This is a genomic window from Pantoea sp. 18059 (assembly GCF_902706165.1).
Lineage (GTDB): Bacteria > Pseudomonadota > Gammaproteobacteria > Enterobacterales > Enterobacteriaceae > Pantoea > Pantoea agglomerans.
In genome coordinates this window covers 196796-209779 of sequence record NZ_CACSJS010000006.1, presented here as the reverse complement: position 1 = coordinate 209779, position 12984 = coordinate 196796, and the positions used below count along the sequence as shown (strand labels likewise).

The following is a 12984-nucleotide window of genomic DNA, read 5'->3' as shown; positions in this document are numbered from 1 at the left end:
GAAAAATGAGTCAGTTACGTCCGGCAATTTTACTGTTGTTGCTGCTTACGCTTGTTACCGGCGTGGTTTATCCTTTGCTCACCACCGGTCTGGCGCAGTGGCTGTTTCCGTCCCAGTCCAGCGGCTCGCTGCTGGAGGAGGATGGCGTGGCGCGCGGATCGGCGCTGATTGGCCAGAACTTTACCCAGCCCAACTATTTCTGGGGCCGCCCTTCAGCCAGTGGCGATAAACCTTATAATCCGCTGGCCTCAGGGGGCAGCAATCTGGCCGCCAGCAACCCGGCGCTGGACAAAGCGGTAGCCGATCGCGTCGCTGCGCTGCGGGCCGCGAATCCGCAGGCACCGGCCGCCGTCCCGGTTGAACTGGTCACCGCGTCAGCCAGCGGGCTGGACCCGGATATTTCGCCACAGGCCGCCCTTTGGCAGGCACCGCGTATCGCCGCCAGCCGCCAGTTGCCGTTGCCGCAGGTCGAGGCGCTGATTGATAAGATGACGCATCGTCCGCTGCTGCCATTCCTCGGCACCCCGACCCTCAATGTGTTGCAGCTGAATATGGCGCTCAACGAACTGTAATGGTGTTAAGAGCCTATCCCATTAGGCTATTTTATTTGTCAGTCTGAACCTGGGCAGTGCTCACACAGTCTGCTTTAGCAACCTGAACGCCCGTCAGGGCGGCCCTGAAGGGGCGAGCGCAGCGAGTCATCCTCACGTACTACGTGTACGCTCCGGTTGTTCCGCGCTGTCCGTGTCCAGACTGTCTGCAACAATTACGCCTACTGGCATAGGCTCTAAGGAAGCGATGAACCACGAACCCCAGCGTCCCGATCCCGACGCGCTACTGCAGGCTAACCGCGAGACTCATCGCGGGCAGCTGAAAATTTACTTTGGTGCCTGTGCTGGCGTGGGTAAAACCTACGCCATGCTGCAGGAGGCACAGCGGCTGCGCGCGCAGGGTCTGGATGTCTTAATCGGTGTGGTAGAGACCCATGACCGGCCGGAAACCGCGCAGCTGCTGACAGGGTTAACCCTGTTGCCGCGTCGCGCAACCGGCCGCTCGCGTCATGCGGAGTTTGATCTTGATGCCGCGCTGGCTCGCCATCCGGCGGTGATCCTGATGGATGAGCTGGCGCACACCAACGTGCAGGGCTCGCGCCATCCCAAGCGCTGGCAGGATATTGAGGAGCTGCTGGAAGCGGGCATCAATGTACTGACCACCGTCAACGTACAGCATCTTGAGAGCCTCAATGATGTGGTAGGCGGCGTCACCGGCATTCAGGTGCGCGAAACCGTACCCGATCCCTTTTTCGACAGCGCCGACGAAGTGGTGCTGGTCGATCTGCCGCCCGACGATCTGCGGCAGCGGCTGAAAGAGGGCAAAGTCTACATTGGCGACCGCGCGGAACGCGCTATCGAAAACTTTTTCCGCAAAGGTAACCTGTTCGCCCTGCGTGAGCTGGCCCTGCGTCGCACCGCCGATCGGGTGGATGATCAGATGCGCGCCTGGCGCGATCAGCAGGGACGGGAGCGCGTCTGGCACACCCGCGACGCCATTCTGCTCTGCATTGGCGACGACAGCGGCAGTGAAAAGCTGGTGCGCACCGCCGCCCGACTGGCGGCGCGGCTTGGCAGTGAATGGCATGCGGTCTATGTCGAAACGCCCCGGCTGCACCGGCTGCCGGAAGCGCGGCGACGGGCGATTCTGCGTACGTTACAGCTGGCGCAGGAGCTGGGCGCGGAAACCGCGACTCTCTCTGAGCCCGATGAAGCCGAAGCGGTACTGGGTTACGCCCGCGCGCACAATCTGGGCAAAATTGTCACCGGTCGTCGCCCGCTGCGGCGCTGGCGGCGTGACAGCTTTGCCGAACGGCTCGGCCAGCTGGGGCCGGATCTCGATCTGCTGGTGGTGGCGCTGGATGAGCCGCTGAAGGATGCGCCGCATCCGCTGCCGGATGGCCGCGTCACCAGCGAAAAATGGCGTATTCAGCTGCGCGGCGTAATGATGGCGCTGGTGCTCTGTATTCTTGTAACCGCCGCCGGGCAGTCGGTGCTGATCGGTTTCGATCCCGCCAACTGCGTGATGATCTATCTGCTGGCGGTGGTGATCGTGGCGCTGCGCTATGGCCGCTGGCCGTCGGTGATCGCCACGGTGATGAATATCGTCGCCTTTGACCTCTTCTTTGTTGCCCCCACCGGCACGGTGGCGGTCTCCGATCTGCAATATCTGGTGACCTTTGGCGTGATGCTGGCGGTGGGCGTAATCGTCGGCAATCTCACGGCAGGCGTGCGTTATCAGGCGCGGGTGGCGCGCTACCGCGAGCAGCGGGCGCGCCAGCTCTATGAGATGGCGAAATCGCTGGGCAGTGCGTTAACGCCGCAGGATATCGCCGCCACCAGCCAGCGGGTGCTGGATGCCACGTTACAGGCGCGCTGCCTGCTGCTGCTGCCGGATGAGCAGGGCGAACTGCAACCGGTGGGCGATGCGTTACCGGCCAGCGAGCCGGATCGCGCGATTGCTAAATGGAGTTACAGCAAAGGCCAGCCTGCGGGTGCGGGCACTGATACCTTACCGGCGGTGCCTTATCAGATCCTGCCGCTGAAAAGTGGCGCGCACTGCCGGGGTTTGCTGGTGGTGGAGCCGCAGAACCTGCGTCAGCTGATGATCCCCGAGCAGCAGCGGCTGGTGGAAACCTTTACGGTGCTGATTGCTAACGCACTGGAACGGATGGCGCTGTCGCATAGCGAGGCGGCGTCCCGGCTCTCGGCGGAGCGTGAACAGCTGCGCAATGCGCTGCTGTCAGCGCTGTCCCACGACCTGCGCACCCCACTGACCGTGCTGTTTGGTCAGGCGGAAATGCTGATGCTCGACCTGGCCAGCGACAACTCAAAATATGTGCCGCAGGCCAGTCAGATCCGCGAGCAGACGCTGAGCACCATCCGGCTGGTGAGCAACATGCTGGATATGGCGCGCATTCAGTCGGGCGGCCTCAACCTGCGTGAGGAGTGGCTGGCGCTGGAAGAGGTGGTCGGCGGAGCGCTGAGCAGCATGGCACCATCACTGAAAGGGCATGAGGTCCGGCTCGATCTGCCGGACGACATCGTGCTGATCAAAGGCGACAGCACGCTGCTGGAGCGGGTCTTCACCAACCTGATTGAGAACAGCCTGAAGTATGCCGGTAACAGCGCACCACGCGGCATTCGTGCCTGGCGTGCGGCATCACGGCTGGAGATCTCGGTCTGGGATAGCGGACCGGGCATTGCCGAAGACGATTTAAGCCGGATATTCGATAAATTCTGGCGGGGCGACAAAGAGTCGGCGGTGCCGGGCGTCGGGCTGGGTCTGGCAATCTGTAAAACCATTATCGAGAGCCACGGTGGTCAGATCTGGGCAGAGAACAGGGCCGAAGGGGGCGCGGCATTTCGTCTCTCGCTGCCGCTGCCGCCGGTCCCTGAAATTTCTGACGAAGGGCTGAAATAACTTCACAGTTGATCGGTTATACTCCCGGACCTGTTTGATTATTCGTGGGATTGTATGGAACGTTTTACCGAAAACCTGATGTATGCATCGCGCTGGTTGCTGGCCCCGGTTTACATTGGACTTTCGCTGGGATTGCTGGCGCTGACCATTAAATTTTTCCAGGAAATTTTCCACCTGCTGCCCAACATTTTCAGCATTGCGGAAAACGATCTGATCCTGCTGCTGCTGTCGCTGGTGGATATGACGCTGGTTGGCGGCCTGCTGGTGATGGTGATGCTGTCAGGTTATGAGAACTTCATCTCTAAGCTCGATATCGACGAAGATAAAGAGAAGCTGAGCTGGCTGGGCAAGATGGACTCCGGCTCGCTGAAAAACAAAGTCGCCGCCTCCATTGTCGCCATCTCCTCAATTCACCTGCTGCGGGTGTTTATGGAAGCGCGCAACGTCGAAAACGACAAGCTGATGTGGTACGTGATTATCCACCTGACCTTTGTGCTCTCCGCCTTTGTGATGGGCTGGCTGGATCAGATGTCGCGCAGCGATAAAAAACCGAAGTAACCTCTCTGGCGGCCCGCTGAGGCGGGCGCCTGCTTTACCCTTTCCGCTCTGTTCCCCCTGAACGACCCGCTGGCTGTGAGGCCGGACGCGTGCCCGCCAGCTGCGGCATCACCTCTTTGATCATGGCAAAAAAGTGTTGCAGCCTGGCCGGGTAGTAACTCGCCCAGGGATAGGTCAGCCACACCGGCAGCGGCGGTGCCTGCCACGCAGGCATCAGCTGAACCAGGCCGCCATCCGCCAGATCTTCCTGCACCGCCCAGGACGAGACGATCGCGGCTCCCATCCCTGCCAGTGCCGCTTTGCGCACCGCATATAAACTGTCGCTGCTTAGTCGGGGCGTAATCGCCAGGTTGACCGGCTGGCCGTCGTCAATCTTCTGCAACACCACTTCGTTACGGTAAAAACTGGTCAGTGCCAGCCACGGCAGGTCGCGCAGCTGTTCAACCCGCTCTATCGGCGGCTGCTGCGCCAGCAGGTGCGGGGCGGCCACCACAATACGTGGCACTTCTGCCAGCAGTATCGCCACCACCGAAGGATCGGTTGGCGCACCGACCTGAATGGCGCAGTCCACATTCTCTGCCATAAAGTCGGGCGTGCGGTCATTCAGCATCCACTCAATATTGAGCCGGGGGTAGCGGTGCAGATAGTCCACCAGCGGGGCGATCAGCTGATCCTGACCAAAGGCGTGTGGGGCGCGAACCCGCAGCGTACCGACCGGGTCATCGCTGGCCCCGGTCAGCTCATCTTCCAGCGCATGCCAGGTCGCCAGCAGCTGCCGCGCCTGGGCGTAGCAGCGCTCGCCATCATCGGTAAGCTTCAGCGCATGGGTGGTGCGCAGGATAAGCTTGAGGCCCAGCCGCTGCTCCAGGCTCTGCAGTCGGCGGCTGACGGTGGGTTGTGTCGTGCCGAGCTGCGCGGCGGCGGCGGATAAGCTGCCGCTCTCCACAATACGGATAAAAGTCTGCATCAGATCGATGCGATCGCTGCTGTTAGGATTGTTCATACGCACCATGTATAACGGTTTTGCCTGATGTCAGTCTACCGCGTATAACCGCAATGCGCTTTAATGGCAGGACGAAATGATGAGGATTACAGCATGTCAGCCATACAGACCCAGACTCAAAATGAACCGCTCTCTGCGCCGCTGGTGTTTACCCTGGCCGCCGGTGCCGGACTCAGCGTCGCGTCGATTTACTACAGCCAGCCGATGCTGGATATCATCAGCAAGCAGTTTAACGCTGGCATCGGCGCGGTCGGCATGGTGCCGATGCTGACCCAGGCCGGCTATGCGCTGGGCATCCTGCTGCTGGCTCCGCTGGGCGATCGTCATGACCGGCGCACCATTATCTTTATCAAAGGCTTAATGCTGGTGGCGGCGCTGCTGCTGTGTGGTTTTTCCGGTGGACTCAGCGCGCTGCTGATTGCCAGTTTTATCACCGGCCTGACCGCCACCGTGGCGCAGGATATTGTGCCCGCTTCGGCGGCGCTGGCGCCGGAACGCAGCCGGGGTAAAACAGTCGGCACGGTGATGACCGGGCTGCTGGTGGGCATCCTGCTGTCGCGGGTGGTCAGCGGGGTGGTGGCAGAGTATTTCGGCTGGCGCACCATGTATATGATTGCTGCGCTGGCGGTGCTGCTGATTACGCTCACGCTGTGGCGGGTACTGCCGCGTTTCGCGCCAGGCACCTCGGTGAGCTATCCGCGCCTGTTGCTGTCGCTGGTGCACCTGTGGCGTCACCATCAGACGCTGCGTCGTGCCGCACTGGCTCAGGGGCTGTTGTCAGTGGGCTTTAGCGCCTTCTGGTCGACGCTGGCGTTAATGCTCAGCGACCGCTTTCATCTGGACAGTGCCGTGGCCGGGGCATTTGGTTTAGCCGGTGCGGCGGGTGCCATGGCGGCACCGCTGGCGGGCAGTTTTGCTGACCGCATCGGTCCGGCAAGGGTTACGCAGGCTGGCGCCGCGCTGGTGACAATCTCCTTTGCACTGATGTTTCTGCTGCCGCTGCTGCCAATGCCAGCCCAGCTGGCGCTGATTGTCCTCTGCACCATCGGCTTCGATTTAGGGGTGCAGGCCACCCTGGTGGCGCATCAGACGCTGGTCTATGGCCTGGCGCCGGAAGCACGCAGTCGCCTGAATGCGCTGCTGTTTACCGTGGTGTTTATCGGTATGGCCACCGGTGCGGCGCTGGGAAGTCTGGCGCTGGCACACTGGGGCTGGAATGGCGTGGTTGCGCTCTCGACCTTAGCCGGTGCAGCCGCGCTGGCGGTCCGCTTCGCCAGTCGTCACCTGAAAAACTGACACCTCGCCCGTCAAAAAATGTGCCAGGCTTATTCATAAACCCGAAATAATCTGGAGTGTTATGAACTTTTTAGCCTGGACAGCAGCGACGGGCGGCCTTCTGCTGCTGATGTCGCTGGCTTCCGGTTGGATTCACCGGGGGCCAGTCACCTCATTTGGTCTGTTCCTTATCGCGGGCATGCTGTGCGGCCCGTGGGGATTTGATGTTATCCACATCGATATTGTTACCCATTCCGAAGCCGTGGCGCACATCACTGAAATCACCATGGCTGCCTCGCTGTTCATCACCGGCCTCAAGCTGCGTCAGCCGCTGCAAAACAACTGCTGGCACACCGGGCTGAAACTGGCTTTTCCCGCCATGCTGCTGACCGTGGCCGCGATGACCCTGCTGTCGCACTTCCTGGTAGGATTAGACTGGCCGATTGCACTGGCGTTTGGTGCCATTGTCGCGCCAACCGATCCGGTGCTGGCGAGCTTAATCTCGGTCAACGATGCGCAGGATGATGATTCGTTGCGCGTGGCAATCTCCAGCGAAGCGGGCATGAATGATGGCTCCGCGCTGCCGCTGCTGATGCTGGCGCTGCTGCTGTTTAATGGCGAAAGCCTGAGCGTGGCGATGCTGGGGCACTGGGGTGCGATCGAGGTGCTCTGGGCAATTGGCGGCGGTCTGATCATCGGTTTCGTGCTGGGGCAGTTGATTGGCCTGCTGGCGACCCGACTGCGCAATGCCAATGGCGATGTGGCACCCAATGATTTCCTGGCGCTGGCGCTGATTGCGCTGAGTTATTCACTGGTGGAGTGGCTGGGTGCCTCCGGCTTCCTGGCTGCCTTCGCCGCCGGGCTGGGATTACGCCGTGCTGAGATGGGCGTATTCCGTCGCCATCAGCCGGACGATCTCTCTGACGACGAGCGCGTGCTGCCCTCTGAAGCACTGGTGAACCCTAACAAACGCCTGGCGCATCAGGGCGACAACAATATGGTGAAGTCGATAGGGTTTGTAGTAGGCGACGCCCTCTCTTTTGGCGATACTATTGAACGTTTACTGGCGGCTGGCATGATGGTGGTGCTGGGCGTCACACTGGCGCAGCACTGGAACATCTACGGCGTGCTGATTGGCCTGGTGCTGTTTGTGGTGGTGCGGCCACTGGCCGTCTGGCTGGTGACGCTGCGCGCCGGACTGCCGCTGGGGCAGCGTCTGCTGATTGGCTGGCTGGGCATCCGCGGGATTGGCAGTCTGAACTACATCGCCTATGCCTGGACGCACGGTATGGAAGGCCCGCAGATGGAAATTATGACCAATATGGCGTTAACGCTGGTGGTCTGCAGCGTGGTGGTCCACGGCACCACCGTGTCGCCGCTGCTGAACTGGCGTCAGAAACGCCTAGAAGCCCTTCAGCGTAAGGTTTAACCCGAACTAACAGGAGTTAAGAATGAAAGTAACTCAGATAGTGCTGCTGAGCATCCTCGCCACCGGCAGCGCGCTGGCGGCGGACGAGGCTGACACTGAGCAGAATGTTTATGCCAGTCAGCTGTGCCACATTGTCAGCGGCGAGAAAAAGGTCGCCAGTGCGGATCAGTATGTCGAACAGATGAAATCGACCGTGGCGCGCAGTCAGTCGCCGTCGGCGATGAATCAGCCTGAATTTGATGAAGAGTCCGCGCGTGAAGTGGCCAGTGCCTGGCTGCAGCTGGGAGATGATGAGCGTGCCAAACTGCGCGTTAACGAACAGCAGTGTGAGCAGGCCGTGATGGCGCAGTTCCAGCAGGAAGATTAACCGCATCGGATTAAATAAAAACGCGCCTGCCGGGCTAATGCCAGCCAGTTAAGCGACAGGTGATAACGCAGTCTGGTGCCGCTCAGGGGCTGGCGGTCCTCGCGCCGCTGCGCGGTTCCTTCACTTCATTCGCCTGCCTGACGGACCGCCGGGGATGGCACATCCTGTGCCGCCCCGCCTTTCGCCCGCGTCCTGCGGGCTCTCCTGGCAGACTCATTCTGTTCAGCGCTGCGGATTGCCTGCTCCTGATCGCCACCGGCCTGCTCTGAAACTTCAGTGTGTATTGTTAAAAAGGGCACGAGAGTGGAGGCCTGAGCGCCTCTGCTGCTGAAAGGGTTATCCGCAGCGCTGAGGCGTGACGGTGGGCCAGAAGTCCACGCCGGGAAGCGTGGACAGTTCGGGGCCGGCCAGGGAGGGCCGATCCCCGAACGGTTCGTCGGCACGACGTCAAAGCCGAAGGTACCGCGTGAGCGGCGCGAGGACGGCCCGGCAGCAGCAGAGGTGCTCAGGCCCGCACTGCGGCTCGCTCGCCCGGAAAAAAGCTGCCACGTTTGACCGTGACAGCCTTTACAAATCTAATCTTAACTGATCAGCATTACGCCTGGCGGGCGCGTTTTTTTATGGCTTTTCAGGGGCCATTGCGTACATAATCGCCAGCCATGGCACCCGACTTGCATCTGTTGATTTTACTGCAGCCTGCCGCAACGGTTTGCTCACTCTTCTGGTATCACATAACAGGCATTATGATTACGCGTCGACGCTTTATTCTCGGCACGGGAGCGCTCGGGCTCTCCATGACCACCGGCAAAATATTTGCCCGCGATGACATTATTCCCCTCTGGCCGGACGATCCGCCCGGCGGCGGCGGCCCATCGGGCCAGTTGCATATTAACAGCACCGGTTCCTGGTCAAATATCGTCAGCCCGGCGATTCAGCGCTTTAAACCGGAAAATCCCAATGGCGAAGCGGTATTAATTGCAGCGGGTGGCGGTTATCGCTGGATCGGCATGGGACGCGAAGCCTGGCCGGTCGCGCGCTGGCTCAATGCCAATGGCTATACCGCCTATGTGCTCAGCTACCGGCTGCCGCATGAGAAGTGGCAGGCGGGGCGGCTGGCACCGCTGCAGGATGCGCAGCGTGCCATCCGGCTGGTGCGATCCTTTGAGCGCAAGGTGCATGTGCTGGGCTTCTCGGCAGGTGGGCATCTGCTGGGGCTGGCAGCGGCGCGACCGGACTTTGAATCCTATCCGGCCATCGATCCGCTGGATGAAGTGGTGCCCAAAGTCGACAGCGTGGGTCTGATCTATCCGGTCATCACCCTGGAAGCGCCTTATCAGCACACCAATACCCATCTGATGATGGTCGGCAAAAATGCCACGCCGCAGGATGAGGCGAACTGGTCAGTGCAGAACTACGTAACCCGGCAATATCCGCCGACGTTTCTGGCGCAGGCCGAGGACGATCACACCTCAAATCCGTTTAACACCGAGCTGATGCGCGACACCTGTCGCCGTAATCGTGTGCCGGTTGAGCTGATTCAGATCAGCAAAGGCGGGCATGGCTTTGGCCTTGGCAAGGCGGGCACGCCAGCGGCGCTATGGGATCAGGCTTATGTTCGCTGGCTGGATCGCGTGAGCTGAGTTGCACTGGCGCGGTGCACGACTGCACCGGGGGATCCGTTCTCCCCCTGCCTGGCGCAAGGTCACCAGATCGAAGGTGACCCTTTGTCCCGGTCCCGGTTAATGCTGCGCCCTCTGCCATCTTAAACCTCCCAAACCGAAACCCAAACCCAAACCCAGACCCTCAATATTGATATCAGCGGACTATGCTGACAGGTCAGGGCGCATTAATAACTCATTCTTATTTATCACGTTAGCGAGGGTGTACGGAGCTAAGGGGCACTCACGCTTATTTCTGACTCGGTATACAATGAGATGACAATCTCCTGCCGTTAGTACGGTACAAAATAGCTAAATAAAGACGCTTTAATAATTATCTTAATAAACAAACGGATCTGATTAATTCCCGGGCAAAGAACATTCCTATCTCATATCTTTTGCTTCTGTTTTTCCGCCATTACTTTGCTTTTTCCACCGATATATTGCCAGTTGATACAGATCAAAAATTGGCCAGAAATATCAGGTCTTATGGATTATAAAAAAACTAATGAAAGCGTTGAAGCGGGCGTGTTCGGATGACGCAATCGTCTTTCAATCCAAAGCGATTCTTCTTTTAAGCTTTATTTTGGCTGATTCTGCTACAGATGGCCGTGATAAAACCCGTAAGTTTTGAACTAAAATAAAAATCCCACTTTATTGTCTTCGTTAACGTTAGATGATTTCATAACGGCTACGCATAAGATGAGGCAAATCAGACAGCAATCCATCCTGGTCAGTTTATCGGTGGTTTCTGATTTAACTAAGAAATATTTAAGTTTTCTTGCCGGCGATGATAAGCAACAACATCTTATTGCACTCTGTCGGATGAGTATTAAGGTCAGTCTGCTTCTCCGCCAGAACAGACTTATTTATTATTACTTTTTATTAACGATGTGGCGAGGTGGATAGTCAGGATTTTAACACACAACAAAGGGTTATATGCATGACGATCATCGAGGCATCGCTATTACAGACCAGGAACAATGGAAAGGCGTGGCCAGGGCTGATTAAAAAGTGATGTACAAATAATGAAGGGATGTTTTTTAAATACCTGAATAAAAGTTATTATCTTGTTTTCATCATTGTTCTGGAGAACATCATGCTACCGGGTAATGAAGTAAATTTTATTGGCTATCTTATTGAAGAGAACGTGGTTTATTTACACAAGACAAAGCGACTAATTTGTTTGAATGGGTATGGTGAAGATATCATCCTGAGAAAAACCATGTCGCACGTATTAGAGTATCTTTTTGAAAATGCCACTATTGATGTTGTCACGGATTCGGAACTTATGGAGAACGTCTGGGATAAACATGGACTGAGTTCTTCTACGCAGCGGGTCTGGCAGGTTATGTCTAATTTAAAGTCGAAGCTCTTTTTTCTGGGTTTAAGTGATGATGTGATCCTGAGAGTTTCGAAGAAAGGCTATCTCCTCAAAAGCGACAGCGTGGAGAGGTTATTTAGCAGTCGTATCACTTCAGGCATTCATTAAGCACAGCGATAAATTCACTAACGATAATGCTGTGGAAATGGACGCCGGGCCTGTGAATATAATCGGTAGTCATTAAATAATTTCATATATAAATGGATTTAATTACTGTCGGTTCGGTTTTTTCGCTGTTAATCAGCCTGGCTCTTGCTGGGTGTTGATAATATGAAGAGAAACGCAGGTTTTACATTTCGCGTCAGCGGGCGCATTAATTTTCGTTGAGCGAAGTTGCAGGAAAAAACTGGCCCTGATGACCAGTTTTTCCCAATAGTATTTTGTTCGGGGAATTAACGCATCGTCACGAACTCTTCGGAGGCGGTCGGATGGATCGCCACGGTGTTATCGAAGTCCTTTTTAGTGGCACCCATTTTCAGCGCCACAGCGAAGCCCTGCAGCATCTCATCCATGCCGAATCCGATACCGTGAATGCCGACAATCTTCTCATCTGCACCCACACAGACCAGCTTCATGCGACACGGCTGACGATGCTGGGTTACCGCAGTGTACATGGCGGTAAATGACGATTTATAAACCTTCACCTGGTCGTCGCCATACTGTTCCCGTGCCTGCGGCTCGGTCAGTCCCACGGTACCAATCGGCGGATGACTGAACACCACCGTCGGAATATTGCTGTAATCCAGATGCTCGTCCGGTTTGTTGTTAAACAGACGCTCAGAGAGACGACGGCCCGCCGCGACCGCAACCGGCGTCAGCTCAACCGCACCGGTGTTGTCGCCCACGGCGTAGATGCCTGACACATTGGTGTTCTGGAATTTATCGACTTTGATATAGCCTTTGTCGTCCAGCGCGACGCCAGCGGCGTCAATATTCAGGGCATCGTTGGCGGGCTCACGGCCAATCGCCCAGACCAGGCAATCCACGGTATATTCGCTGCCGTTTTCCAGCTGCAGCGTCAGGCTACCATCGCCGTTTTTAATCACAGCTTTTGGAATAGATTTGGTGTGCAGCGCCGGGCCTTCGCTGTTCATCACTTCGACCAGCGTTTCGGTAAGCAGCGGATCGAAGCTGCGCAGCGGCGCGTGTTTACGGACGAACAGATGCGTTTCCGATCCCAGCGCGTTAACCACGCCAGCCAGCTCAACCGCAATGTAGCCTGCGCCGATGACCGCAGTGCGTTTTGGCAGCGCGTCCAGCTCAAAGAAACCGTCGGAATCAATGCCGTACTCTGCACCCGGGATAGAAGGGTGGACCGGACGACCGCCGGTGGCGATCAGAATATGGTTAGCCGTGATAATCTCGCCGTTGACTTCAACACTGTGCGCATCGACAAAGCGGGCAAAGCCTTTGATCACTTCAACTTTGTTTTTACCCAGCACGTTGTCATAGGAGTTGTGGATGCGATCAATGTAGGCGCTGCGGTTTTTCACCAGTGTGGCCCAGTCGAAGCGATTCACGGTGGTGTCGAAGCCATAATCCGGTCCGTAGAGATGGATCGCTTCGGCGATTTGCGCGGCATGCCACATGATTTTCTTCGGCACGCAGCCCACGTTCACGCAGGTGCCGCCCAGCTCTTTCGCTTCAATCAGGGCACATTTCTGGCCATACATAGCCGCACGGTTAATTGAGGCGATGCCGCCACTGCCGCCGCCAATGGCGAGATAGTCGAAATGTCGGGTCATTGAAGTATCCATCCGGTTGCATAAAAAATTGGGGTTGAGTGTAACGCTGCGGGTCGAAATGACGCAAAGTTTGCGCCTATGATTGTAATAG

Annotated in this window: 10 protein-coding genes; 8 read left to right on the top strand and 2 right to left on the bottom strand. The window is 57.5% G+C overall.

What is annotated here, in order from left to right:
- Window positions 1-5 precede the first annotated feature (5 nt).
- The 3 genes from kdpC (at window position 6) to GVJ63_RS16680 (ending at window position 4032) form a co-directional block, all read left to right on the top strand.
- Window positions 6-572, top strand: a complete 567-nt coding sequence (kdpC, locus tag GVJ63_RS16690) for a potassium-transporting ATPase subunit KdpC (RefSeq protein ID WP_010253435.1) — start codon at window positions 6-8, stop codon at window positions 570-572.
- A gap of 226 nt (window positions 573-798) precedes the next feature.
- Window positions 799-3474 carry a two-component system sensor histidine kinase KdpD gene (gene kdpD, locus GVJ63_RS16685; protein WP_159227135.1) on the top strand — a complete coding sequence of 892 codons (2676 nt, stop codon included), beginning with the start codon at window positions 799-801 and terminating at the stop codon, window positions 3472-3474.
- Window positions 3475-3528: 54 nt separating this feature from the next.
- On the top strand, window positions 3529-4032 hold the full coding sequence (locus GVJ63_RS16680; protein ID WP_010253431.1) for a TIGR00645 family protein: 504 nt from the start codon (window positions 3529-3531) through the stop codon (window positions 4030-4032).
- Between the two features lie 34 nt (window positions 4033-4066).
- Here the strand turns inward: GVJ63_RS16680 and GVJ63_RS16675 are convergent, their stop codons facing one another.
- On the bottom strand, window positions 4067-5035 hold the full coding sequence (locus GVJ63_RS16675; protein ID WP_052270753.1) for a LysR family transcriptional regulator: 969 nt from the start codon (window positions 5033-5035) through the stop codon (window positions 4067-4069).
- 93 nt (window positions 5036-5128) lie between these two features.
- Here GVJ63_RS16675 and GVJ63_RS16670 point away from each other — a divergent pair, with 93 nt between their 5' ends.
- The 5 genes from GVJ63_RS16670 (at window position 5129) to GVJ63_RS16650 (ending at window position 11256) form a co-directional block, all read left to right on the top strand.
- The gene (locus GVJ63_RS16670; protein WP_010253427.1) at window positions 5129-6331 is read left to right on the top strand and encodes an MFS transporter; all 1203 of its coding nucleotides are present in this window, start codon (window positions 5129-5131) and stop codon (window positions 6329-6331) included.
- A 61-nt stretch (window positions 6332-6392) separates the two neighbouring features.
- Window positions 6393-7739, top strand: coding sequence for a sodium:proton antiporter (locus GVJ63_RS16665; RefSeq protein ID WP_159227134.1), 1347 nt, complete (start codon window positions 6393-6395; stop codon window positions 7737-7739).
- A 22-nt stretch (window positions 7740-7761) separates the two neighbouring features.
- On the top strand, window positions 7762-8106 hold the full coding sequence (locus GVJ63_RS16660; protein ID WP_010671501.1) for a hypothetical protein: 345 nt from the start codon (window positions 7762-7764) through the stop codon (window positions 8104-8106).
- A 743-nt stretch (window positions 8107-8849) separates the two neighbouring features.
- A complete protein-coding gene (locus tag GVJ63_RS16655) occupies window positions 8850-9746 on the top strand; it encodes an alpha/beta hydrolase (RefSeq protein ID WP_022623984.1) in 897 nt (298 codons plus the stop codon).
- Between the two features lie 1117 nt (window positions 9747-10863).
- Window positions 10864-11256, top strand: a complete 393-nt coding sequence (locus tag GVJ63_RS16650; protein ID WP_232526500.1) for a helix-turn-helix domain-containing protein — start codon at window positions 10864-10866, stop codon at window positions 11254-11256.
- 284 nt (window positions 11257-11540) lie between these two features.
- On the opposite strand, the gene gorA is transcribed toward GVJ63_RS16650, so the two are convergent.
- Window positions 11541-12893, bottom strand: coding sequence for a glutathione-disulfide reductase (gene gorA / locus GVJ63_RS16645; protein ID WP_159227133.1), 1353 nt, complete (start codon window positions 12891-12893; stop codon window positions 11541-11543).
- Window positions 12894-12984 lie beyond the last annotated feature (91 nt).

Excerpts from the sequence above, each read along its gene's own strand:
- kdpC (WP_010253435.1), top strand. The coding sequence starts at position 6 with ATGAGTCAGTTACGTCCGGCAATTTTACTGTTGTTGCTGCTTACGCTT.
- kdpD (WP_159227135.1), top strand. The coding sequence starts at position 799 with ATGAACCACGAACCCCAGCGTCCCGATCCCGACGCGCTACTGCAGGCT.
- GVJ63_RS16680 (WP_010253431.1), top strand. The coding sequence starts at position 3,529 with ATGGAACGTTTTACCGAAAACCTGATGTATGCATCGCGCTGGTTGCTG.
- GVJ63_RS16675 (WP_052270753.1), bottom strand. The coding sequence starts at position 5,035 with ATGAACAATCCTAACAGCAGCGATCGCATCGATCTGATGCAGACTTTT.
- GVJ63_RS16670 (WP_010253427.1), top strand. The coding sequence starts at position 5,129 with ATGTCAGCCATACAGACCCAGACTCAAAATGAACCGCTCTCTGCGCCG.
- GVJ63_RS16665 (WP_159227134.1), top strand. The coding sequence starts at position 6,393 with ATGAACTTTTTAGCCTGGACAGCAGCGACGGGCGGCCTTCTGCTGCTG.
- GVJ63_RS16660 (WP_010671501.1), top strand. The coding sequence starts at position 7,762 with ATGAAAGTAACTCAGATAGTGCTGCTGAGCATCCTCGCCACCGGCAGC.
- GVJ63_RS16655 (WP_022623984.1), top strand. The coding sequence starts at position 8,850 with ATGATTACGCGTCGACGCTTTATTCTCGGCACGGGAGCGCTCGGGCTC.
- GVJ63_RS16650 (WP_232526500.1), top strand. The coding sequence starts at position 10,864 with ATGCTACCGGGTAATGAAGTAAATTTTATTGGCTATCTTATTGAAGAG.
- gorA (WP_159227133.1), bottom strand. The coding sequence starts at position 12,893 with ATGACCCGACATTTCGACTATCTCGCCATTGGCGGCGGCAGTGGCGGC.